At 51.5% G+C, this 22,249-nt stretch carries 16 protein-coding genes and 1 other RNA gene; 4 read left to right on the plus strand and 13 right to left on the minus strand.

All coding sequences use genetic code 11. The annotated features are described in order from the left end of the window. Positions 1–28: 28 nt before the first annotated feature. Positions 29–3,817, minus strand: coding sequence for an FG-GAP-like repeat-containing protein (locus B2067_RS15030; RefSeq protein ID WP_301388979.1), 3,789 nt, complete (start codon positions 3,815–3,817; stop codon positions 29–31). A gap of 210 nt (positions 3,818–4,027) precedes the next feature. Next, positions 4,028–5,068, minus strand: coding sequence for a DUF2333 family protein (locus B2067_RS15035; RefSeq protein WP_414716544.1), 1,041 nt, complete (start codon positions 5,066–5,068; stop codon positions 4,028–4,030). Between the two features lie 175 nt (positions 5,069–5,243). On the opposite strand from B2067_RS15035, the gene tsaA reads away from it, so the two are divergent. Further along, complete coding sequence (gene tsaA, locus B2067_RS15040; protein WP_301388980.1) at positions 5,244–5,936, plus strand: tRNA (N6-threonylcarbamoyladenosine(37)-N6)-methyltransferase TrmO; 693 nt, start codon at positions 5,244–5,246, stop codon at positions 5,934–5,936. Here tsaA and tmpT read toward each other — a convergent pair. Both tmpT and B2067_RS15050 read right to left on the minus strand, forming a co-directional pair. Then, entirely contained in the window at positions 5,920–6,588 is a 669-nt protein-coding gene (gene tmpT, locus B2067_RS15045) for a thiopurine S-methyltransferase (RefSeq protein ID WP_301388981.1), read from the minus strand. The genes tsaA and tmpT overlap by 17 nt on opposite strands. 102 nt (positions 6,589–6,690) lie before the next feature. Beyond that, a complete protein-coding gene (locus B2067_RS15050; protein ID WP_068442415.1) occupies positions 6,691–7,533 on the minus strand; it encodes a metal-dependent hydrolase in 843 nt (280 codons plus the stop codon). Between the two features lie 158 nt (positions 7,534–7,691). Here B2067_RS15050 and B2067_RS15055 point away from each other — a divergent pair, with 158 nt between their 5' ends. Together B2067_RS15055 and B2067_RS15060 are read left to right on the plus strand one after the other, a co-directional pair. Further along, complete coding sequence (locus B2067_RS15055; protein ID WP_297533252.1) at positions 7,692–8,717, plus strand: AraC family transcriptional regulator; 1,026 nt, start codon at positions 7,692–7,694, stop codon at positions 8,715–8,717. Positions 8,718–8,765: 48 nt separating this feature from the next. Beyond that, entirely contained in the window at positions 8,766–10,076 is a 1,311-nt protein-coding gene (locus tag B2067_RS15060; protein ID WP_301388982.1) for an RsmB/NOP family class I SAM-dependent RNA methyltransferase, read from the plus strand. Positions 10,077–10,424: 348 nt separating this feature from the next. Here the strand turns inward: B2067_RS15060 and B2067_RS15065 are convergent, their stop codons facing one another. Further along, entirely contained in the window at positions 10,425–11,588 is a 1,164-nt protein-coding gene (locus B2067_RS15065) for a type III PLP-dependent enzyme (RefSeq protein ID WP_076513758.1), read from the minus strand. Positions 11,589–11,834: 246 nt separating this feature from the next. Between B2067_RS15065 and B2067_RS15070 the strand changes: the two genes are divergently transcribed. Next, on the plus strand, positions 11,835–13,676 hold the full coding sequence (locus B2067_RS15070; RefSeq protein WP_301388983.1) for an ABC transporter ATP-binding protein: 1,842 nt from the start codon (positions 11,835–11,837) through the stop codon (positions 13,674–13,676). A gap of 143 nt (positions 13,677–13,819) precedes the next feature. Here the strand turns inward: B2067_RS15070 and B2067_RS15075 are convergent, their stop codons facing one another. The 8 genes from B2067_RS15075 to rnpB all read right to left on the minus strand — a co-directional run. After that, entirely contained in the window at positions 13,820–14,638 is an 819-nt protein-coding gene (locus B2067_RS15075; protein ID WP_301388984.1) for a crotonase/enoyl-CoA hydratase family protein, read from the minus strand. 105 nt (positions 14,639–14,743) lie between these two features. Then, positions 14,744–15,733, minus strand: a complete 990-nt coding sequence (gene hemH, locus B2067_RS15080) for a ferrochelatase (RefSeq protein WP_301388985.1) — start codon at positions 15,731–15,733, stop codon at positions 14,744–14,746. Positions 15,734–15,826: 93 nt separating this feature from the next. Beyond that, on the minus strand, positions 15,827–17,536 hold the full coding sequence (locus B2067_RS15085) for a DUF3592 domain-containing protein (protein ID WP_301388986.1): 1,710 nt from the start codon (positions 17,534–17,536) through the stop codon (positions 15,827–15,829). A gap of 203 nt (positions 17,537–17,739) precedes the next feature. Continuing rightward, a complete protein-coding gene (locus B2067_RS15090) occupies positions 17,740–18,381 on the minus strand; it encodes a TrkA-related ion transporter (RefSeq protein WP_301388987.1) in 642 nt (213 codons plus the stop codon). Positions 18,382–18,652: 271 nt separating this feature from the next. Further along, positions 18,653–19,702, minus strand: coding sequence for an alpha/beta fold hydrolase (locus tag B2067_RS15095; RefSeq protein WP_301388988.1), 1,050 nt, complete (start codon positions 19,700–19,702; stop codon positions 18,653–18,655). 145 nt (positions 19,703–19,847) lie between these two features. Next, on the minus strand, positions 19,848–20,882 hold the full coding sequence (locus B2067_RS15100) for an aminotransferase class I/II-fold pyridoxal phosphate-dependent enzyme (protein WP_301388989.1): 1,035 nt from the start codon (positions 20,880–20,882) through the stop codon (positions 19,848–19,850). Beyond that, positions 20,879–21,877, minus strand: a complete 999-nt coding sequence (cbiB, locus tag B2067_RS15105; protein WP_301388990.1) for an adenosylcobinamide-phosphate synthase CbiB — start codon at positions 21,875–21,877, stop codon at positions 20,879–20,881. Before cbiB ends, B2067_RS15100 begins: the two co-directional genes overlap by 4 nt. A gap of 78 nt (positions 21,878–21,955) precedes the next feature. Beyond that, positions 21,956–22,249, minus strand: an RNA gene (gene rnpB / locus B2067_RS15110) — RNase P RNA component class A; the annotation flags it as partial.

Raw genomic sequence — 22,249 nt, forward strand, 5'->3', positions numbered from 1 at the left:
TACAGCTTTATGAAGGATTTGTTACATGTCAGTCGTTGTACGACGGGTGCTCAATAACCATAAACTGATTGGCGGGAACGTCGCTGACAATTGTCACTTCACCATCTGGCCACTCTACTCGCAGTTCGCTGACAGCGTTATCGCCTGCTAAGCCGAAGTGGAGTTCTGGTGCATTATTGGACATGTAATTATTCTCAAAACGCATTTCCCGGTACTGGTTGAGTGTTTCACTGGTCGCATAGACCTTGGCACCGTAAGCGGACTGATTACCTCCAACACCACGAAGTCTTACATTCAGGAAGTTGTCGTCCGCAGTAATTAAACGACGGAAGTGATTTTCATAATACGATGGAAATCCACTGTGGTTCATAATTACGATGTCGATATCGCCATCTCGATCAAAGTCATTACAGACAATTCCCCGGCCTTCACCAGTATCATCAATATGACGCAATGCAGCTTCCTCACGGAAGGTGCCATCCTGATTATTCATAAACAACCGGGCTGGCGTGCCATAAAAATATTCAAGAGCGTAAGTCTCTTCACCCAGCCTTTCATTGAGCTCTTTCGATGATTGGATAAGTGCTTCCAGCTCTGACACGAACTGACTCTCATTGAGGTAACCATTGCCGAGTATCTCGTTCACTTGGGTAAAGCCACCGAAATAGCCGTAGAGAGAACTGACAAGCCCACCAACATTGGAATCCACTAGGTCATAGACTCCGGTAATTCCAAGCCACGAGAGTACTTCGAACAAAGGATGCTCAAAGGTGTTATTAGCATAGCCAAAACCATTCACATGGAAGATGTCTAACCAACCATCATTGTCGAAGTCTTTCATGCAGGTACCCCATGCCCAAAGGCCATCCTCGACACCAACATGTGCAGCAACCTCGTTCATTTGAATATCACCGCCTTCAGTTGACTCATTCAAATACATCCGATTAACAAAGGGAGCATAACCCGCGATCGGAAACTGTATATTGGTAACAAACCAGTCAAGGTCCTGATCGTTGTCAATATCTCCTACAGCAGCCCCCATCGCATTGTAGTCTTTTATATCACTGGCTCGGGTCGCATTGAAAAATGTCCCAGAATCAGCCCCTTGAAAGACTTGAGAGCGCTGAAAATCCGCAGCAACCAGGATATCCAGATTACCGTCTTTATTCACATCCGCGAAGTTAGCAGCAAAGGTATAATCCCGATCGCCAAATGCGCCGTAAACAACGTCATCCTGCCAGGGTTCAAACAAGCCCCGGCCATCATTCTTCCAGATATGGATTTCTTCTGCCGTGCGCATAAAGTCCCAGTTGTGACTGAATATATCCAGGTCACCATCGTTATCGATATCAGCAAAAGTCGAGTTATGAGTTGTGCGCACCGTATCATGGCCAAACTGAGTTACCCGAAGAAAACCATCACCACCATTGTTCAACCATAACTTACTGTCCGGCTCGTATACATGACCGACCAGCAGGTCCGGCCAACCATCACCATTGATATCAGTCATAGAGAAAGCAGCAATATCACCTCTACTATCGATGCCCATATTATCCGGTGCTTTTTCAAAACGTCCGTTCTCATTGAGATATATCTGAATACCTTTCTCTTTACCAAGTCCAATGGCGAGATCAAAATCACAATCACCATCAATATCTGCGGAAGCGATAGAACCTATCACCAGGGCAACTTCCGCAGTACTGACAATATCGTCGAGTATTTCTGGCCCAACTCTGTGTGACTCATTCAACCCGGAAAGGACTACTTTTCTGAAGCCAACAGAAAGATCAATTTCCGGGCGACTATCCACATCCATTGCCACACAGGACGATATATTAGCTGGCTCTATCTCAGAAAGATCAGGAAAGACTGGGGCAACTGATTCTCCTGGAGCAGGAGGAAATACGTCAAAAACAGCAGTGTTATCGAAGAAGGAGAACTCTGGTTCAAGCCGGAACCCATCGGGGTCGACCGATGTGTAATCTGGCATCCATTGTTCGACGCAAACGCTGCTTTTCAAACAATCTGCAGTCAAGCTCCGAATAAAGGCCGCATACTGTGAGACTTTCTCGCTCGAGACGACACTGGGTACACGATTGTATCTACGTGACTTATTGGAGCGCCATTGCTGATAAGCCGCAGAAATTGCCGGAACCTGAGCCTGGTGGCCGCTTGTATTAATATTGAGGCCAGCAAACTGGGCAAGATGATCAAGGCTATAATCATACCCTTCAAGTTGCGCTACCGGATCGAAATGCCAACGTATGGCCTCTTCCAGTGTCGCGATAGAGCCGGCATGCATATAGGGGAATGTGAGCTCGGCATTAATCAAACTGGGAGTACGGAAAGCGAATTTATCTGATACATCCGGTACCGTGTTATAGCGACCAAAGTCCTGAGAAAAGACATTTTTACCACGCCCTATCTGTGGCGTTGCCAAGGGATAAAATTGCTCATCGGAAAACTTAGCACCTGCATGACAGCCGAAACATTTACCCTCGCCAAAGAAGAGTAGCGCACCTTCTTTTGCCTCTTCAGAAATCGCATTAATGTCACCGTCAACATAACGCGAGAACGGATAATCCAGTGCAACCTGCGAGCGCTGATACTCGCCAAGTGCCATCGCTATGCGGTCATAAGTAATCAGCTTCCTATCAAGACTAATGTAATCGTTGAAGGCATCGCGGAAGTATCCTTCCCAACCACGATCAAGCAATTTTTCTGCGATCAGATCACGAGTATCGTATGAGGTAAGACCTGCGGCAGGATCAAAGCCGCGCATTTCAACCACAGAAGTTACCGGAAAGCGTGCCTGAGCAGCAGTCAGGTTGGGACCAGCCTTGTTATCTGGTCCACGGAACTGGCTGTCCGGTGTTCGCATCAACTGACCTTCACCATTCGGGGCACCAGTATCGACACCTACGTAGTAAAGGTCTCCCGGATCGTACTCGATGGTTTCAATACGCCCATCCCAGAACATAGCTCGGTCATAGAAAGCAATATTAAAGGTCGTCGGACTATTGCGAGGTACGTTCGGACCAAAGTCAGCTTTAGGGTCGATGTAGTAGTTCCCATCATGTCGGCGCCCAGGCCCGACAATCAGCGGATTATGAGCGCCAACGCCGACGGGCAAACTGAGATTATCGGTTCCAGCAAGTCTCGGGTCGTGGCAACTCGCACAGGCAACATCATCACCAAAGCTGAGAGATCTGGAGAAAAACAGCTCCTTACCCAGCTCGACCAACGCATCTCCCGGCTGAGGGACTATACGATCTGTCAGCTCGGAAGGATCAAACCCAATGTCGGTAATCAGCGCCAGAAGTTCAGTGTCCAGTTCGGTAGGCTCAGTAACAACATCAGGCTCACTCCTTTCTGGATCGTAAGGGTAGGCGTCTAAATCATTCAGAACACCGTCGCCGTCTATATCGTCATCAAGAACGTCAGGGATAAAGTCGCCGTCGAGATCTGCCGGCGTATCGCTCGCATCCAAGGGGGCAGAGCCAGCCGCGACTTCGTCACTGTCGGAGTAACCGTCATTATCATCGTCTGCGTCGGCATTGTTACCTATGCCATCAAAGTCTCTATCCGCCCATTCACCGGCGTCAAATACAAAAGCGTCTTCGGCGTTGCGCACGCCATCCCCATCGATGTCGTCATCCTGAGAATCAGGAATACCATCATCGTCGGTATCTACGGTTTCTTCTGGCGTAGCTGGTGCGGTATCCGGGGGAGCTGGAGTATCGTCTGACGTTCCAGAGCCACCACCACAGGCAACCAGTAAACACGCGCTTGTAATTATTATTATGAGTGCTTTCAATGTTGAGGGTCCAAATCCGGGACAATCGTACTCCCCTCACTGCAAAGACAGAAAGGGCCATATACACCATAGTTATGCACAAACAGGCCAACAAAACCAGACAACAGAACGTAAATGCGTCATCAGTCTGATTAAATTGTAGATGAAGTCTTACTTCTGAGAGGGGAACAGCAGATGCCGCCGGCGTGCGGCATCTGTAGAGGTCAGCAATTAACCCTGAGCAAGCAGCTCACGAAGGTCAAGAATCGCGGCATTCGCGCGGGAAATATAGGATGCAAGTACCAGCGAGTGGTTAGCGAAAACACCGAACCCACTGCCATTCAGTACCACTGGAGACCAGAGTGCTTCCTGAGTAGCCTCCAGTTCGCGGATGGTTTGACGTAGACCAACCAGTGCATTCTTCTTCTCCAGAACGTCCTGGAAGTCCACTTCAATCGCACGCATCAGGTGCAGAAGCGCCCATGAAGTACCACGCGCTTCGTAGAACACATCGTCAACCTCAGTCCACGGAGTTCTTACCTCTTCCTCTGAAGGGAGAGGAGTCGCGCCTGCATCTTCATTGAGGCGACGCTGGCCTACCGATGCACTCAGACGCTGAGAGAGGCTACCCAAGCGGGTTTCAACATCCAGCAACCACTGACGCAGGTTGTCCGCACGCGCGTAGAACTGCGCCGTCGGCTCATTTGGATCAGACAAGCGGGTCAGGTAAGACTGCAGAGCTTCGAGGCCACGCTTGTATTCACCCTCGGAATCAGGGACCAACCAGCTGTTACCGTCGAAATGCAGCTGCGGCTCAGCAATTTCCAGATCTTTATCTTCCGTCGACTGACTCTGCGAGCGGCTGAAGTCTTTGCGCAGTGCACGGGAGAAGTCTCGTACCTGAACCAGTACACCAAACTCCCAGCTAGGAATGTTATCCAGCCACACCCCCGGCGGGAAAATATCGTTCGACAGATAGCCACCCGGCTTGTAAAGCATGGTTTCGGTGATCTTCATCAGGGTAGCGGTAGTGGTGAAGCCACGAACTGGCTGAACACCCATTTCTTCTGCCCGCGTATTCGCTGACGCCTGTACGTTAAATGTCTCCGGCTCCTGCGACCAGAACATACCCACTACCAGCGCAACCAGAAGATATAACACCACCAGCCAGACGATCAGACGTCCGGAACCACCTTTGGCGTCCTTTCGATCTGCCATCCAGTCCTGAAAGCGTTCTTTCGTATCCTGTACTCGATCCTGCAAACCACTCATAGGTTCTGATCCTTAACTATTCAATCAACAAAAATTTCAGAGGGACAAACTACTGTCCGGGCTTGATGATAACGCAATTCACCGATTAAAGGAGTATCCACAAGAGCCAGCTACCGGGGGAAGTCCCGTCACTCACGCCAAAGCGGTATACTGCCAGTCGCCAACGGAGACCTGTATGCCCACTTTAGACATTCTGGCGTTAGCCCGATCCCCTTACAAAGAGAAGTTTGCCATCCCTCGTCAACCCGGCCTGGCACCTTCGGTACTCACCCGGATAGAGTTACAGGCACCGTTTGACGACCCCGGAGCACTACAGGGGTTGGAGCGGGTGTCGCACATCTGGCTGATATTCTGTTTTCATGGTGTTGGAAGCCGCCCGGAATCACTGCGTGTCCGTCCGCCACGGTTAGGTGGTAATCAGCGCATTGGGGTATTCGCGACACGCAGTACGCACCGCCCCAACGGACTGGGCCAGTCACTGGTCAAAATTGAGAAAATAGAAGGCACCACGTTGTTGGTTTCGGGCGCAGACCTTCTCGACGGCACCCCCATTGTCGATATAAAACCTTACGTGCCCTACACCGACTCTGTGGTTGATGCGACGAATACGATAGCGCCTTCAGCACCAGAACCGCTCACTGTGAGCTGGTCCGAAGAAGCCCATCGACAGGCGACTACAGAAGCCGCCAGACTCAACGAGAATGTTATTGCTGTTATTGAGGAGTGCCTGGCTCAGGACCCACGCCCAGCCTACCAGTCGCATGATCCTGAACGGGAATACGGCGTGCGTCTATGGGATCTGAACATCCGCTGGCGCTATCCCTCCGACCAGAGCATTGTAATTACCGAGGTCAGCCCTTTGGCGTGAGGCGAAGCACTTTTTCACGCAACGCAGAGAGGCCACGCTCGCGAAACTTGGGCTCATCAACCAGGCAGTCTTTATCAGCCATCACATCAATGTTCATCGTATCTACGTAAAACGACTCAACCTGTGCCTGATCCACAGCAAACGGCGGTCCCGACATCTCGTTCTGGTCGTACTCAAACGTAACCAGCAACTGAGGTGCATTTTCTGACACCTTCAGCAGCTGGCTGGCATAGTCGGCCCTCATCTCTTCAGGCATTGCGACCAGTGCTGCACGATCATAAACCGCATCGATTGGCCCAGTATCAAAAGAAGTCAGACTGAACCAATCACCGCAAATCAGCAGAATACCTGCAGCCCGGTAGAGGATGAGGTTACCCACCTGCTGCTTATCGACCGCCAGACTGAAGGTCTCTTCGATCGACTCAGCCAGTGCATCCAGCGCAATTTCACTCAACTCTACGCCTACTACCTGATAGCCTTCACGCAGCAGCCATAGGATATCTACCGACTTCCCACAGAGTGGTACCAGAACACGCTCGCCTAGATCGACAGGAATGGTATGCCAGTGACTGGTAAGGGCGGGATTGGTATCGCTCAAGTGAAAACCAATCTCCTGTTTTTCCCAACGTTCGTGCCAGAAATCGTGCTTCATAAGGGCTCCACAGAATTAAATCTGGCGGCATTATGCCTGAGCTGCTCACAGACGAAAACGCCCGGCATTGCCGGGCGTCGTCAAACAATATCGTTCAGCAGATTAATTCACCTGCAGTGCAGCAATATCGGGGTATCTCTCTTCCCAGTTCTCAATCAGGTAGTTCTGATCAATATCCCATGGATGGAAACCGGTTTTGAAGAACTTCGCTAATCCTTTCATGTTATCGCGAAGAACGCCCTTCTTACCCCAGAAAAATACCGCGGCTTCTTTCCACTCTCTCCAGCTTGGAAAATGACGCTGCGAACGCAGTAGCCAGACCTGATACATAGCCAAACGAGAAAACAGACTGATCATAGAAATCACCATCACCCGCTTACGCATAAACTCATCATTTACGTGCTCACGATACACATCAAACGCGACAGCCTTGTGTTCAATTTCTTCTACAGCATGCCACAGCAGCATCTTACGAACCGTCGGATCTGCATCTTCGAGTATTTCGGGATTCTTGAGCAAAAATTCCGCCAATGACGCTGTGAAGTGCTCCATGGCAACCGTCAAAGCAAGCTGACGTTCGCGGCTGAATTTCTTCAGAAAATCAACGCGCTTGTGCAAGCGGCCGACGATACGATCCATGGGAAAGCCCATGTCGGTAATTGCCTGGTTTAACGCTTCATGTGATACGCCATGGTGAGCTTCCTGACCAATAAAACCACGGATCTGCTCCTTCAGAGTCTCGTCTTTGATGTCGTCGCGGTAGTTACGCACGGAGTGAATAAAGAACCGTTCACCATCAGGGAAAAGCGCCGATAGCGCATAGAAAAAGGTGCTGATCAGTGAATTATTTTTAAAAGCGTATTTATTCATCGGCGATTCAGTATCGAACGCCATGCGACGCGGTTTGATCTCAACCTGTGCAGATTTATTCTTAATATTAGTCATACGATCCCCCTCTTAGGGAAGCCCGTCCACGAATTGTTAATTTCTGTATCGTTGGCCAGAATTCACATACCTGACATGCAATCACTATGACATACTGATCCGGATATTTTGGGGTGCAATGCTTTCACCCTGTGGTTCAAAACTGGCATCTGGTATCTATGACGACTAAAACCATCGGATCGGGTGAGCACAGACTCTCGTCTGATTACCTTATACTGCTTGGCGAGATGGCCTTTGAGCGTGGCATCCCCATGTCTGCGCTCCTGGAGGGCACCGGACTACCTGAAAACCTGATGTTCATGCCCAGCGTGCAGATCGGACATGAGTCCGCTTTGCTACTGATCGACAACTTCCTCGAGCACGTGGACCTGTCCGCTGCTCTGGAGTTCGGCAAGCGTATGACCCTCTCCAAGCATGGCGCACTGGGCTACGCGGCCCAATACAGTGCCACCATGGAAGATGCAGCGGGTAAAGTAGAACAGTTCATCGAAACCCGCGTGCAGCTGTTTGAACTGCGTCGCGAAACCGACAAAAGTAGTCGTCACCTTTACATCACCACCCGTATTCCCGACAGCCGGGCCGGATTTTTTATGGTTCTGGCGTTTCTGGCCAGCGTCGAGACCATCTGCCGTACTCTTGTACCTGCCGAGTCACGTAACGCGCGCAGCATGATTCAGATTGCCTGCCGTGGTGACCTATCCAGCCAGGATATCTTGCCCAATTGCGCCGTATACACTGGCGCCCCTATTAATTGCCTGACCTGGCCCCGCAAGGCACTCGACGGCATGCTGCCCTTCTTTGATCCAAAACTGGCCGATCTTGCCCAGCAGGAACTAACCCAGGCGATGACACAGGTGACCGAGACCAATACCATGGCGGGTAAAGTCAGAGAGATACTTAACGATCACCTGGCAGAGATGCCAACCGTGGAGGATGTCGCGAATATGCTGTTTATGTCGGCCGCGACCCTGAACCGAAAACTCAAAGCCGAAGAGCGCAGTTTTCAGCAGATCAAAGATGAGCTGCGCTATAGCAAAGCGCAACGCCTGCTGAAGGATACTACGCTGTCGGTGGATCAGATTGCAGACCAGCTAGGCTATAGCGACGCAAGTAACTTCGCCAAAGCATTTAAAAACTGGTCCGGCGCCAGCCCGAGCCAATACAGACAAGGCAGTACGGGCTGATCACTTTCGGGTATACTGCGCCGCCATTCTCACCGGCCGGAGACACCTATGATCGACAAGCCCTTACTGATCAACTACAACCAGCTTCATACGCTCTGGCTGAAATGGTTAAGCCAACCCGCTAACGCGCACTTTGATCGCTGGCTCAAGCATGAAGCAGCCGGCTGGCGTAAGCGCTTCCGCGAAACCATGCCTCTGGAACTCGGCAGTGCCATGCAGCATGCACTGCGTTTCCGGCAACTCGCCTGCGCCCTGGAGTTAATCCATGAAAGAGGCCTTGATCAGGACTGGCAGGCCTGGACTGAACAATGGAATCCAGAACAGGCCGAAAACCTCAGCCGCAATAACTTCTGGTTCTGGATTCAGCGCCGTAGCTATTCTCAGTGGTACATCCCGAAAGACTGGCAGGCTGGCAGCCGCAAAACCACCGTCGACGATACCGCCGCCTGGGTTCGTAAGAATCCGGATTCGCCGCTGGCTTACATCTGGTTTGGTATCGACGCTTCGCTCGCCAGTGCGATAGAACACCGCACTGAACTGTCTGGCTGGAATGACAAGCAGCGACAGGAATTTATCCGTATGCAGCAGAGCCGCCCACCACTCTGGTTGCGCCCGGCAGCCGAGCAGGATGCGAAAACCCTACGCGATGAACTCAAAGCAGCAGGCGTAGAAGTTAACCTGAACAAACACGGGCTGTGTGCCACCGGCGGTTTCGGTGTGCAACAGACCGAAGCCTATAAAGAAGGTCGTGTTGAAGTGCAGGACTTTGCCAGTCAACAGATCGCTGCCGCCGTTGATGCACAAGCCGGCGAGAAGATCTGGGATGCTTGCGCAGGCGCCGGTGGAAAGACTCTGGCTATTGGCGACGGCATGAGTGGTAAAGGCGCCGTAGTCGCAACCGACCTGAAAGAATTTAAACTCACCGAACTGAAGAAACGCGCGAAGCGCGCTGGCATTGCCAATATCCGTACCTTTGTCTGGGATGGCGAAGCGCCGTTACGCCTGCCCAAAGAAATTGCCCGTCAGAGAGGCTTCGATAAAGTTCTGATTGATGCCCCCTGCACGGCAACCGGTACCTGGCGCCGTAACCCGGATGCGCGCAATCGTCTGAGCGAAGCCTACCTCAAGGAATTGACTGGCTTACAGCAACAGCTACTGAACAATGCGAGTGAGGCCGTTCGACATGGCGGTAAGCTGATTTATGCGACGTGCAGTTGGCTGACCGAAGAAAACGAAGATGCGGTGGAAGCCTTTCTGAAAAATCACGCTGACTTTGCTCTGGAAAGTTCGCGACTGCTCGGTGCACCGGATGTCGATTCCGATACCATGTTTGTTGCTGTAATGAGTCGTCAAAACTGATTTATAGCCCAGCTGACTCTCATATCCGTTTCTGCATAAGAGCTTCGTTTGCTGGGCTCAGCAGACATTCAGGCGGCGCCAGACAATAAAGGCGCCGCGCGACCGTCAGAGCAAAATCGAGCCCTGAAATCTACCTACCGTCACGTAACTGATATGTTTTCAGGGCGATTTATTTTGCGTGTCGCCGCGGTAACTGAGATTGGCTGGAAATAAGCCGGCTGTGCTGCGGAGCGCAGTCAACGAAGATCAACTCTCTGCGAATCCCTGAAGTACAACGGAATATGGGTCAGCGGAGTGATAAAAAAAAGCCAGACGCTGTGCGCCTGGCTTCTTTTTTTACAGGAGAGATCAGATGCAGATCGTTTTTAACGGAGGGAAACCGTTAAATTCAATCGCACTGTAGGTGGTGGTGTACGCGCCGGTGGAGAACCAGTACATACGATCACCGGCTTCGAGAGAGAGTGGCAGTTCATACTTGTACTGTTCGTATAGGATGTCAGCCGAATCACAGGTCGGGCCTGCAATAATTACCTCTTCAGTGTCACCGTCTTTTTCCACATAGAGTGGATACTTGATCGCCTCGTCCATTGTTTCTACGAAGCCACCAAATTTGCCGATATCGGTGTAGACCCAGCGGTCCAGACCGGTACGGTTCTTGCGGCTGACCAGCACCACTTCGCTGACCAGAATACCTGCGTTCGCAGCCAGTGATCGACCCGGCTCGAGAATAACGTCAGGCAGCTCGTCGCCGAAATCCTCTTTCAGGAATCGGGTAATCTCTTCTGCGTAGGTCTCCAGAGGGTTGGTGCGGCTGATGTAGTTCGCCGGGAACCCGCCCCCGAGGTTGACCATTTTCATCTCAATATTTTCTTCTTCCTTCAGGCGCTCGAAGATCCACTTAACCTTAGCGATCGCAGAGTCCCAGGCACCAATGTCACGTTGCTGAGAGCCAACATGAAACGAAATACCATAAGGTTTCAGTCCCAGGTCACGCGCCATAATGCAAAGCTCAATGGCCATGTCCACATGACAACCAAACTTACGCGACAGTGGCCAGTCTGCGGTCTGAGAGCCTTCGGTCAGAATGCGTACAAACACTTTCGACCCTGGAGCAGCTTCTGCAATATTGCGAAGATCGGCTTCTGAGTCCGATGCGAACAGACGAACCCCCTTCTCATAGGCGTAGCGAATGTCTTTTATCTTCTTGATGGTGTTACCGAAACTGACTCGGTCACCACCCACACCCAGCGACAACACCTTGTCGAGCTCGTAACGGCTGGCAATGTCAAAGTTACAGCCGCGGTCACGAAGGATTTCAAGCACTGCTACCTCAGGATTCGCTTTCACCGCGTAGTAGGTGTTTGCATAAGGGAAGCAAGCCATCAGGTGATCCAGTTGCTCGCCGAAGGTTTTGGTATCCACGATCAGAACAGGCGTTTCCTGCTGATCTGCAGCCGCTTTAATGCGGGCAAAAGTATCGGCGTCGTAATAGGCTTCCGGTTGGGTCAACATCAGGCTCGCTACCTCCTTAGGGTCAGACTGCTGTGCGTTTGAAGTCGCGCAAAGATAGAGGATTTATAATAACAGTACAGTGAAATTTTCTTACCCTTACGATGAGAAAATCACGTAGGGCGGATTGTCCGTTCCAGTGCAACAGACTCTGCCAGAGCCTGCAAGCACAATTCAGGTTAAAATGACTCCCAGAAACCGTTAAGGTTCCTGCTTCGCACTACTCTTCCACTCCGGCTCTGGACATCTATGCTCAGCTTTTTTGAAAAACGCATCAATCCCTTTCCTCCCGAACATCCGGAGCAACCTCCTCAGGGACTCTATGCATTCTGCCGCCATTACACCCGAGGACTGGAAGGCTCATTGCTGGCCATGTCGTGTCTGACCGCCATGCTCGCCATACTTGAAGTCACCCTCTTCAGCTTTATGGGTGACCTGGTCGACTGGCTATCCACGCAAAGCCCAGACACCTTATTTGCCAGCGAAGGCACCAAACTGCTGCTCATGAGCCTGGTGGTGCTGGTCGCCATGCCTGTCGTCGTATTACTGCATGCCCTGATCACCTATCAGTCATTGCTCGGCAATTACCCAATGCGCATTCGCTGGCAGGCGCACCGCTATCTGCTCAAGCAAAGTCTGAACTTTTATGAAAACGACTTCGCCGGACGCCTTGCCACCAAAGTGATGCAAACGGCGCTGGGAGTCCGGGAAACTGTAATGAAGCTGCTGGATGTGCTGGTCTATATCCTCGTCTACTTTATTTCAGCCCTGGTGATGATTGGCACAGCAGACTGGCGACTGATGCTGCCCATGGTCGTCTGGCTGGCGGCCTACATAGGTATTCAGTTTTATTTTGTGCCGCGCATGAAAAAAATTGCGACAGAGCAGGCGGATGCCCGCAGTGTTATGACAGGGCGTGTTGTCGACAGCTACACCAATATTCAGACGGTAAAACTGTTCTCACACACAGAGCGGGAAACGTCTTACGCCCGTGACAGCATGGATGGCTTCCTCGGTACGGTATATCACCAGATGCGCCTGGCCACCGGTCTGAACTTTTCAGTGAATATGATCAACTACCTGCTGGCCTTTACCGTCGCAGCCCTGTCTATCTGGCTGTGGATGGACAGCGCCATCACTGTTGGCGCCATTGCGATTGCAGTCAGTCTGGCCCTACGCGTGAATGGTATGGCGCAATGGATAATGTGGGAGATCAGTTCTCTCTTTGAAAATCTGGGCACAGTGGCTGACGGCATGAACACACTGGCGAAACCACAGACCATTACCGACCCAGTGAATGCGCCAAAGCTGAATGCAGAACACGGGGAGATCGCTCTGGATGATGTGCACTTCTCATACGAAGGCGCTGACGACAAGAGCTACCCGGTTTTTGAAGCGTTGAACCTGACTATCAAACCCGGTGAAAAGATCGGACTGGTTGGACGCTCGGGTGCAGGTAAATCCACACTCGTTAATCTGCTGCTGCGCTTCTACGACATTGACAGTGGGCAGATTAAGATCGACGGACAGGACATCAGCCAGGTGTCGCAGGAGAGTCTGCGATCAAAAATTGGCATGGTGACGCAGGATACTTCCCTGCTGCACCGAAGCGTACGCGACAACATTCTCTACGGTCGGCCCGATGCCAGTGACGAAGACGTCCTGGACGCTGCCCGCAAAGCTGAAGCGGATGCCTTCATCCGTGACCTCCACGATCCGGAAGGTAACACGGGCTATGATGCTCAGGTCGGCGAACGTGGGGTCAAACTCTCCGGCGGTCAGCGCCAGCGCATCGCTATCGCCCGAGTGCTCTTAAAAGACGCTCCGATTCTGATTCTGGACGAAGCAACATCAGCGCTCGATTCAGAAGTAGAGGCGGCTATTCAGCAAAGCCTCTACCGCCTGATGGAAAATAAAACTGTAATCGCCATTGCTCACCGTCTGTCGACCATCGCGGCAATGGACCGGCTGATCGTACTGGATGACGGCAAAATCGCCGAACAGGGAACGCATGAAGAACTGCTTGCACAGGGCGGCATCTATGCGCAACTGTGGGCCCACCAGACCGGTGGCTTCTTAGGGGAAGATTAAAGCAAACAGAGCTCGTCATAATCCCTTAACAGAAATAAGGTTTTATGACGCAGCCCCGGAGACGCGATGGCCTGATGATGAGGCGTTCAGGAAGAAACCTGATCCGCTCCGGGGAACCAACTCTGTCTATCTGTCTGAAGGACTTACTTAAAGCTGCTGCGATCTCTGAATGGCTTCGGCTCTGCGCCCTTACCCGCCAGACCATTCTTCATTGCGATCTGCTGATTCTTGCGACCCAACAGACGAGTCTGAACCCAACGTTCCCAACGCAGCGCTTTCCAGGTATCCGCTTTCCAGGTTTTCTTGAACAGATATTTAGTGGCTGCAATCGCATCCGGAGATTTCGTCGCAATGGTCTGCGCCAACGCAAGCGCCTCTGCCTGAGGGTCATCCGCCAGCTTAGAAATCAGACCGTAACTGAAGCCTTCTTCGGCACTGAACTGACGGCCCGTCATAGTCAGTTCCTGGGCGATATCGACACGGGTCAGGCGAGATAGCGTCACCATGCCGCTCATGTCAGGAATCAGGCCCCATTTCATTTCCATAATGCAGAGGTTGGCGTCCGGCGTCGCAATGCGGTAATCCGCGGCAAGGGCAATCTGCATTCCGCCACCAAAGCAATTGCCATGAATCGCACAGATAACCGGCACTGGCAGGTCCCGCCAGATATGCGCAATTCGCTGCGCCAGATTCATTTTGGTCCAGGGGAGTTTCAGGAACAGCTTAGGGATCATCGACGGATTTTTACTCACCGCCTTAAAATCGAGCCCCGCAGAAAACGACTCACCTTTCGCAGCAAGAATTACCGCACGAACGCTACGATCCTTGCGTATCTTTTTCGCTGCCGCGACCAGACCATGGAACATATCCAGATCCAGACCATTCAGTTTTTCCGGGCGGTTGAGGTACACCCAGGCAATGTGGTCCTGCACTTCAACTAAGACTTTATTGTGATCACTCATCGCTGTTTACCTTTTATGATTGCCGCATCTTTGCATAAAGAAGCAAGGACAACCATGATCAAAACACACGATCGGCTTACCGAAAGAGACAGCTCTGAACAGAATTCAGGACCAGCCACCCGCATTTTCTTTGACCAGAGAGACCATCATACCGATATGATCCGGGCGATCATTCAGGCAGGGAATATAGTGATAGTCCTTGCCGCCAGCTTCGATAAAGGTTTCGCGGTTTTCCATATCCAGTTCTTCAAGCGTCTCGAGACAGTCTGCCGCAAACGCCGGGCTGATGACGTCGACACGCCCGACGCCGTCCTTTCCCCAGTCCTCTAACGTGTGATCGGTATACGGCTTAACCCACTCTTCACGACCGAAGCGTGACTGAAAGCTGCATATCCATTGTTCGTCGCTAAGACCCAATTCGCTGGCAAGTGCCGCAGCCGTCGCCCGACACTGGCTTGGGTACGGATCACCACGATCTTCATATCGCTGCGGAATGCCGTGAAACGACATCATCAGTCGATCGCCCTGGCCGTGCTCAGCCCAATACTCACGAACCGAATCTGCCAGAGCGCCTATGTAACCCGGATGGACGTGATAGTCAGTGATCCAACGAGCAGCGGGCACGTGCGGACAAGGCGCCATCGCATTGGAGTATCGATCATGTACCGCCGCCGTGGTCGACGAGGAATTCTGCGGATACAACGGCAATATAATCAGACGCTCGGCACCGGCCTTACGCAGTTCCCGGCCAGCCTCTTCCATGGTGGGCTTACCGTACGTCATGGCCAACGACACAGGAATGTCCTGACCGTACTCTTCTTTTAAGGCCGCTGCTAATGCACGCTGTTGTGCACGCGAAATCGTCATCAGGGGTGAACCTTCAGGGCCCCACACTTTGGCATACGCTTTCGCTACCCGCGGTGGGCGGATAACAAGAATGACTAAATTAAGAATCAACCACCACAGCAGACGCGGTACATCGACAACACGTCGGTCGCTGAGAAACTCTCTTAGGTAAGAACGCACTGCTTTTGCAGTCGGTGCTTCCGGGGTGCCGAGGTTGGCAATAAGAACGCCGAATGGGGGCTTATTCAAAATGATTCTCCAGAAAGACAGGTCGTGACGATGGTTGTCTGTATCAGTTTTGTATAGTTTAGCGGAAGCCGGAGATCGGGTCACCAATCAAGCTCAACCGATCAATTCATCAGAGATGAGACTGGCCCGAAGCCTGTCCATCAGTAACTCTGCTGCTTCGCGCCCTTCAATCATTTCTGCGATACGGACCTTACGCTGACCATCACGAATCCGGATATGGAAATACTCTTTTGTGCTGTTGCCTGTGCTCGAACTACCCGCAGCTTTAAGTTCGAGTTGCTGAGCACTTCTGAATTCGGTACTGCGGCGCCAGAGCGCCCTTCCCATCCAGTAGCGCACGGTTTCAATCTTGCCATCCTCACATCGGCTCTCCAGTGACCGGCCAAGCCCAAACAAACCACCCAGGGCCATCGGCGTCCCCACAAGAAAGAATACGCCGCCCATAAAGTACAGGGTAACGCCCTCGGTGGCCGCCTGATTCAACATAAAGAGCCCTGCCCCTGCAAAGGCGATTCCGGCAAACATAAAAATGAGGAAAAAAGACAGATGTCGCCCTGCGGCACTATGAATAATAAAGTCATCACCGCTCAGCGTCATATCAAGGTTCTGACTGAGCGCGGCCTCGGCGGCGGCGACCTGGCTGCGCGATGCTTTACTTTGATGCTCGGTGGAAATGTCGAGAGTACTATTGGCGGCGCCCTCTACAACGGGCACTACAAACTGGCGCTGGAATTTCACTGGTTCAGTAGGGCCTTCGACTTCGACCCGCCAGATAACGGCTGTACGACCTTTACGATAACTCTGAGGAAGTTCCGGGTCAGGATTAAATACAAAATTAAGGCATGTTTCACCGTCGCTCTCTGTGACTTCAGGCAGCGTGTTGGATTGCCATAACAAGGTTTCACGCGTTGAACTGTTTTTACCGCTGGAGCGCGTCTGACGAACGCATTTCAACCTGATATTCCAACGCTCCCCCAACCCGGTTTTGTTGATTTTCAGAGTCCCTCCGACCTGTCCCTGTACCTGCCCGGGTACAGGGTTCAGATACAAAGGCGTGCGTCCGTAAAACAACCAGTTTTTCCGCGACCTGTACGCAGCTATACCCAGGCCAGCAGCGACTAAAGGAAATAAGAGGACGAGAAGAATGGCATGATTTCCAGATCTGAATTCAGAAGGCACACTCAGAACGCCAGGCAAAGAGATCAACAGGAAAACCATCGACATAAATCCAAGCACCCAGTGCATCAGGTTCTGCCCTGAATAAACTACACCTGAAGCGACATCTGCCTGACGCGCGGAATAGCGCCCAAACAACATAATCCCCGCCCCTGCGCCACCAAAGACAAGAACAAAAATCATCATAAAACCAATTTTTTCCCATCGGATATCCCTGACCAGATAACTTTCCGATGGATTATCCGGATTCACCCAGGCGGTAAGGACCTGACTGGCAGAGGCTCTGCGAATCTTATTCTCAGTCTTTGCATGCCAGTCACCAATGTTGTCCGGAGATTCGTAGTAACTGATACGGTTGCTTGAATAATCACGGTTATTGAAGCGATAGCTGTAGAGCCCCTCTAACGAATACGTCGTTGTATCACCATGATGGTATTCGATATCAATACGTTGAAGCGTGGCTGAAATCTGTGTCCAGCCAGAAGTCATAACGTGAAGACGGAGTGTATCCAGAGGACCAAAGAGCAATATTCCGATTGCCGGGCCAAGAAACATCAGACCAAAAATGAATGCACCGATACTACGCTTAGACGTAGTACCGGCTTCGCCTGTTTCTGATATGGACATCCCTGGCTCCCTGACTTTCGGTTGAATGATGACTGATGACTGTTATTCGTAGTCTAGCCAATCCACCTCGTCAGATCATCCGTCCAACCAGTTATGCGCTCATATCACTGCTGTTGAATTTCCGGAATGCTTCCTGTACCTCTTTTTCGCTCGGTATGTATTCTGTTTTGACCAGAATGATAAGGCTTTGTCCGAATACCCGTTCATCTGCCGCTGGGTGAATATTCACTTCGCCCCCCCTTACCGATACAAGCCAGTAGCGTTCCAATGTTAGACATCATCATCGCTGCCACGACATCTCGCCAGCAGTCACCTTCTAACCAAAGTGGATAGCGGACGAAATGATCTTTATCGTGAGTGAACATATCTTCGATGATCAATTCTGATCCGGGAGATTCCATAGCGCGAACCAGAATCTCTGGGTATGAACGGATTGGTCGAATCACGGACTTCACACCCAACTTCTTCATACGTATCCGGTTTTCATCCTCAACACATTCAACGATCACGCGGTATGCAAGTCCGTGTTCTTTCATGCGATAACAGAGGTCAAAACAGAGACTGTCTGAGTCTTCCATATATTCATCTTTGGCCAGAATCAGAATATTTTCAGCCCCTTCCAGATTGGCACGGCGGAAGTCATCTTCATGATTTCCATGGCCTTGCACAAGGTGGATACCTAAGCCAGTTAAAGAAGATGGCAACCCATCCGGATAGTCAGTATTTAGTAATACAACCGGTGTCTTACGGTGCATTTTATTCTGGCGTATCTGCTCCACAAACCGCCGGAAATATATGTCCCGATTGTACTTCGGAGAGTTAATTACAACGATGTGATTATTCATGATTCTGCTCCACTTTTCGGCGACCCTGAAGAAAGTATAAGAGACAGAATGAAAGCGCTAAGACCGTTTTATTATGAGAAATAATTTGAGAGATGATCGGGAATTATCAACCCTCAGACTGACGTAATTTAGTATCTTGCGTAGAGAGTTATGTATATCGGATTTACAGACAATAAAGTTCTGACACACGATACCTCAGGTTCCTGATCACCGAAAGAAACATTCAGCGAAACAGGTGCCACGATCAATAGTATCTTTTATAAAGATCTTGTCAGGAAAAATTCAAGCGAAGGATTTCTGAAGAAATCTCCTTCCATTTCACTTCTTCAACAAAGTGCCCGACATCCGGATATTTGAGCGTTGCCATCTTCATCCGTGGCAACACGTCGTGCCACTGGGCAATGACTTCATCTTTACCGCATGGGTCCCATTGACCAAACACGCCTGCTGCCGGGCAGTTTTTCCAATACCGGGGGACACGTTCCTGCATATTCCGATAGTACTCGGTGTTGTCCTGAAGTCCGTAACTTTCGTCCATGTAGCGATAACCATAACCCCAGCGTGGTGTCTGCTTCACGTTACGCATTGAGCTACGTGCATTGGCAATGCTTCTCAGCGATTGAGACCAGACATACTCAGGCGATGTTTTCGACATACTGTTGCACAAATGCGCTAGCGTATTGCTGGTGGCTCGCCGGATCAGGCTCATGGCTGTCTGGGGCTCGCCACTGGAGACGGCCGTTGCCGCAACACCTCCCCAGGCGAAGGCCGGATAGAGCCGTGGAAACAAGGCCCATGTCAATACTGGATGAGGGTAGTTCTTATAGGTGTAGCCCTGTTTGGGCATGGGGAAAATGGTGGTATTCATCACCATCAGATTTTTAACCCGGTATGGGTCTTCAATAAAAGCCCCGACACCAATAGGGCCGCCCCAATCATGAATGCAGAGCGTCACCTCACTAAGGTCGAGATAACGGATCAACTGAATCAGGTTTTCCGAGTGGTGCATGTCCACCATCTCAAAGTCTGCCTGATCAGACAGACCGAAACCGATATGATCCATGGCGATGATCCTCAGCGGACGACCACTGCGGATTAATTCATCTCTGATATAACGATAGGTGTAACTGGTTTCAGGGTTCCCGTGCACCAGCACAATCGTCGCTTCAGGCTCATCTCCTCCGACTGAGATATCATAGTAAAACATCGTTTTACCTGAATCTTTCCCTCCTGGGATGGTGAACCAGCGTTCTGCACCTTTTGGGCAGTAATCCGCCGGTGGTTTTTTCAACGGCGTATTGGTAGGAATCTGGAGCGACATATCGTCCCTGTAATTGATAATTTTATCAGGTGTTCTCCAATCCTATGTGGGGTGCCGGTTTGTTGACAGGTCTTAATGCGCCATAATGGCGAGGTAAAACCCTCTCAAGGTGACATCAAAGTACATTCAGAAGTAGCCAAAGGCCTTAGTGGAATGCTTTCAGCCCAGGCAGCGCCAAGACTTCGTCAAGGATTCGTCCCACTTGATCAGGCAACGGATACCCAAGACGAAGCAAGCCCTGATCGGGAAATGCCCGGCTCCATATTCCTCTACTCGCCAGGCAATCCTGCCAAAGTAGGGGGAATTCTGTGCGTAATGTCATAAATAACGGAGTGCTTCCAGCAAATGAAGCGTCATCGCGGAGAGGGATAGTCATTCGCTGCTGCAACTCAGCCAAGCGAATTTTCTGTGTCGACTGCCAGGCCCTGTCCTTCAGTGCGCACTCGGCAATATTGAGTGTCAACGACGATAAGCTCCAGGGCCCAAGGTACGATGAGAGCGTGGCCAACATGCCAGATTCTGCGAATACTGTACCGAACCGGATACCCGCCAGTCCGAAGAACTTACCCAAGGAACGCAGAACGATAGTATTCTCTGGCCGGTGCTCTCCGAGCAAGCTGAGGTGTCGAGTTGCGTCCATAAATGCTTCATCGCAGATCAACACGCCTCCCCGCTTTTCAAGAACGGAAGCCCATTCAAATAGCTCAGGCTGGGAGAAGTAATAGCCGGTGGGATTGTCCGGATTCACCACTATAAGTACATCAGGCGCATCACCCGCTTGTAACGAGTGGCGGATATCCTCAATACTTTTCTGCTGGACATGATGGCCATGCATAGCCCAGCTCAATGCATGCTCCCCATAACTGCCACGAACAACCCACACAGCACATTCATCAAAGCATAAGGGCAAGCTGCGAATAGCTGCCTGACTTCCCGCAGTCGGAAGACCCGGCTCACCATAGTAAGCTACGATTGCTTCGCGGAGACTCTCCTTTACCTCAGGCAGTGCCTGGCTCTCTACAGCCGGAAAGAAGACATCGTCCGCACGCTCAGCCCACCAGCTATAGGGGCTGACCGCGGACGAAAGATCGAGCCAGTCTTTATCACCATAACGCGCCATTGCACGCGTAAGGTCAGATCCGTGCGCAGCCGGTTTGATCGCTGTTTTCAGTTTCCTCACATCACACCAGTGACGTAATGCAATGACAGGCAACAGAACACCATCAACGACAACTGAATAAGCAGAGCCTGTTTGACCAGGCGAATCGCACGTGGAATATCATCCACGCCAGCAGGCATACCACAGCCCATCACGGGCTTCTGTTTTATGGTGCCCTGATAGTCTGCGCGCTGACTTAATTTTCGGTTGAGCGCCCCCGCGCCGGCGGTCATCACCACGCCGCCGTTTGGACTGTCACAATATTTAGCCTGAGTTTTCCAGCAATCCAGTGCCTTCTGACGATGTTCGCCTGCGGCAAAGACAAATGACAATGCCGTCAGCCGAGCAGGTAACCACGCCATGGCATCATCCAGCCTGGCCGCAGCCCAGCCGAAATAAAAGTGGCGCTCTGTCCGGTAACCCCACATGGCATCCAGCGTATTCGCCCAGCGGTGCAGTAAGGCGGCTTCGGCGCCACCAATAAGAAACCAGAATAAAGTCGCAAATAACGCATCCGAGGAGTTTTCCAGCGTGCTCTCGATACTGGCTTGAGCCACTTCATCGGCATCCAGTACCTGCGTATTACGGCTGACGATTTTGCCCAACTCTTCGCGGGCTGCTGGCAGATCGTCCGTCGCCAGACTGCGCCAGACATCAGACACATGCTCCTGCAAACTGTGCCAGCCAATACACAAGTAAAGAATCACCAGCTGCAACAAACAAGCGCTCATCAGCGACAGCGACGCAGAGGCCTGCAACAAACCAATAATCAGAACCAAAGGCGAAAGCGCAACGACGACTGCGATTGCACCAAGGATGTAACCCGGTGCTCCCGGGAGCCTGTTTAACGCTCGCTCCAGCACTCCACTCCAGCGACCGAAACCCACGAGCGGGTGAAACTTCGATGGCTCTCCCAGCCGGGCGTCAAGGTACACACCGCTAACCAGAATGGCGGCGAGCAAGAGTGCCCCACAATGCAGTGAAAGTGCGTCCTGTTGAAACCAGAAAAACAGCATAAGCGGCCTGTGTCTTCAAAAAGTGGGCATACTGTAAAAGAAAAACCCCGCTTGCGTGAACAAGCGGGGTCTTTTAAAGAGTGGAGTCGGTCTATAAGCCGGGTTCTGTGTTAAACAGTCATTCGTCTAGGCCTGCAATCACTCGCAGGCTCAAGCGACCTACCCGTTCCCAGCGTGGGCCACGCCTTGTACCTCAAGGGTAACAGGGAACCTATTTGGTCTTGCTTCGGGTGGAGTTTACCGTGCCACGAACTGTTACCAGACGCGCGGTGCGCTCTTACCGCACCCTTTCACCCTTACCTGATCCGCAAAAGCGGCCATCGGCGGTTTACTCTCTGCTGCACTGGTCGTGGGCTCACGCCCCCCAGGCGT

The organism is Thalassolituus sp. UBA2590, from assembly GCF_002339775.1.
Lineage (GTDB): Bacteria > Pseudomonadota > Gammaproteobacteria > Pseudomonadales > Oceanobacteraceae > Thalassolituus.